This window comes from Leucobacter musarum subsp. musarum, assembly GCF_001273845.1.
In the GTDB taxonomy this organism is placed as follows: Bacteria; Actinomycetota; Actinomycetes; order Actinomycetales; family Microbacteriaceae; genus Leucobacter; species Leucobacter musarum.
This window is the reverse complement of sequence record NZ_JHBW01000123.1, coordinates 1-231: the sequence shown is the minus strand read 5'-3', so window position 1 is coordinate 231 and position 231 is coordinate 1. Positions and strand designations below refer to the sequence as shown.

At 62.8% G+C, this 231-nt stretch carries 1 protein-coding gene; it reads right to left on the bottom strand.

The features are described 5' to 3' along the window. On the bottom strand, positions 1-208 hold a 208-nt coding region (locus tag CH42_RS15835), incomplete at its 3' end, for a hypothetical protein (protein ID WP_156322627.1). Between the last annotated feature and the right edge of the window lie 23 nt (positions 209-231).

Genomic DNA, 231 nt, shown 5'->3' with positions numbered 1-231 from the left:
ACGCCATCCACGAAATCTCCGTGTAGAACTTGTCACCCTTCTTCACATCCGTGAACGACACCGTCGGCTTCGGATCCACGGGCTTCGGATCGGTGGGCTTATCCGCGGCCTTCACCGCGCGCTGCAACGGTGCCGACTCGGCGACGACTTCGTGGTCGTGATCGTAGAGCCGCGCGATGACCTGAGCCCCGTTATCGGCCCCGCCCACGTGATGATGCAGGACGTCCGAGT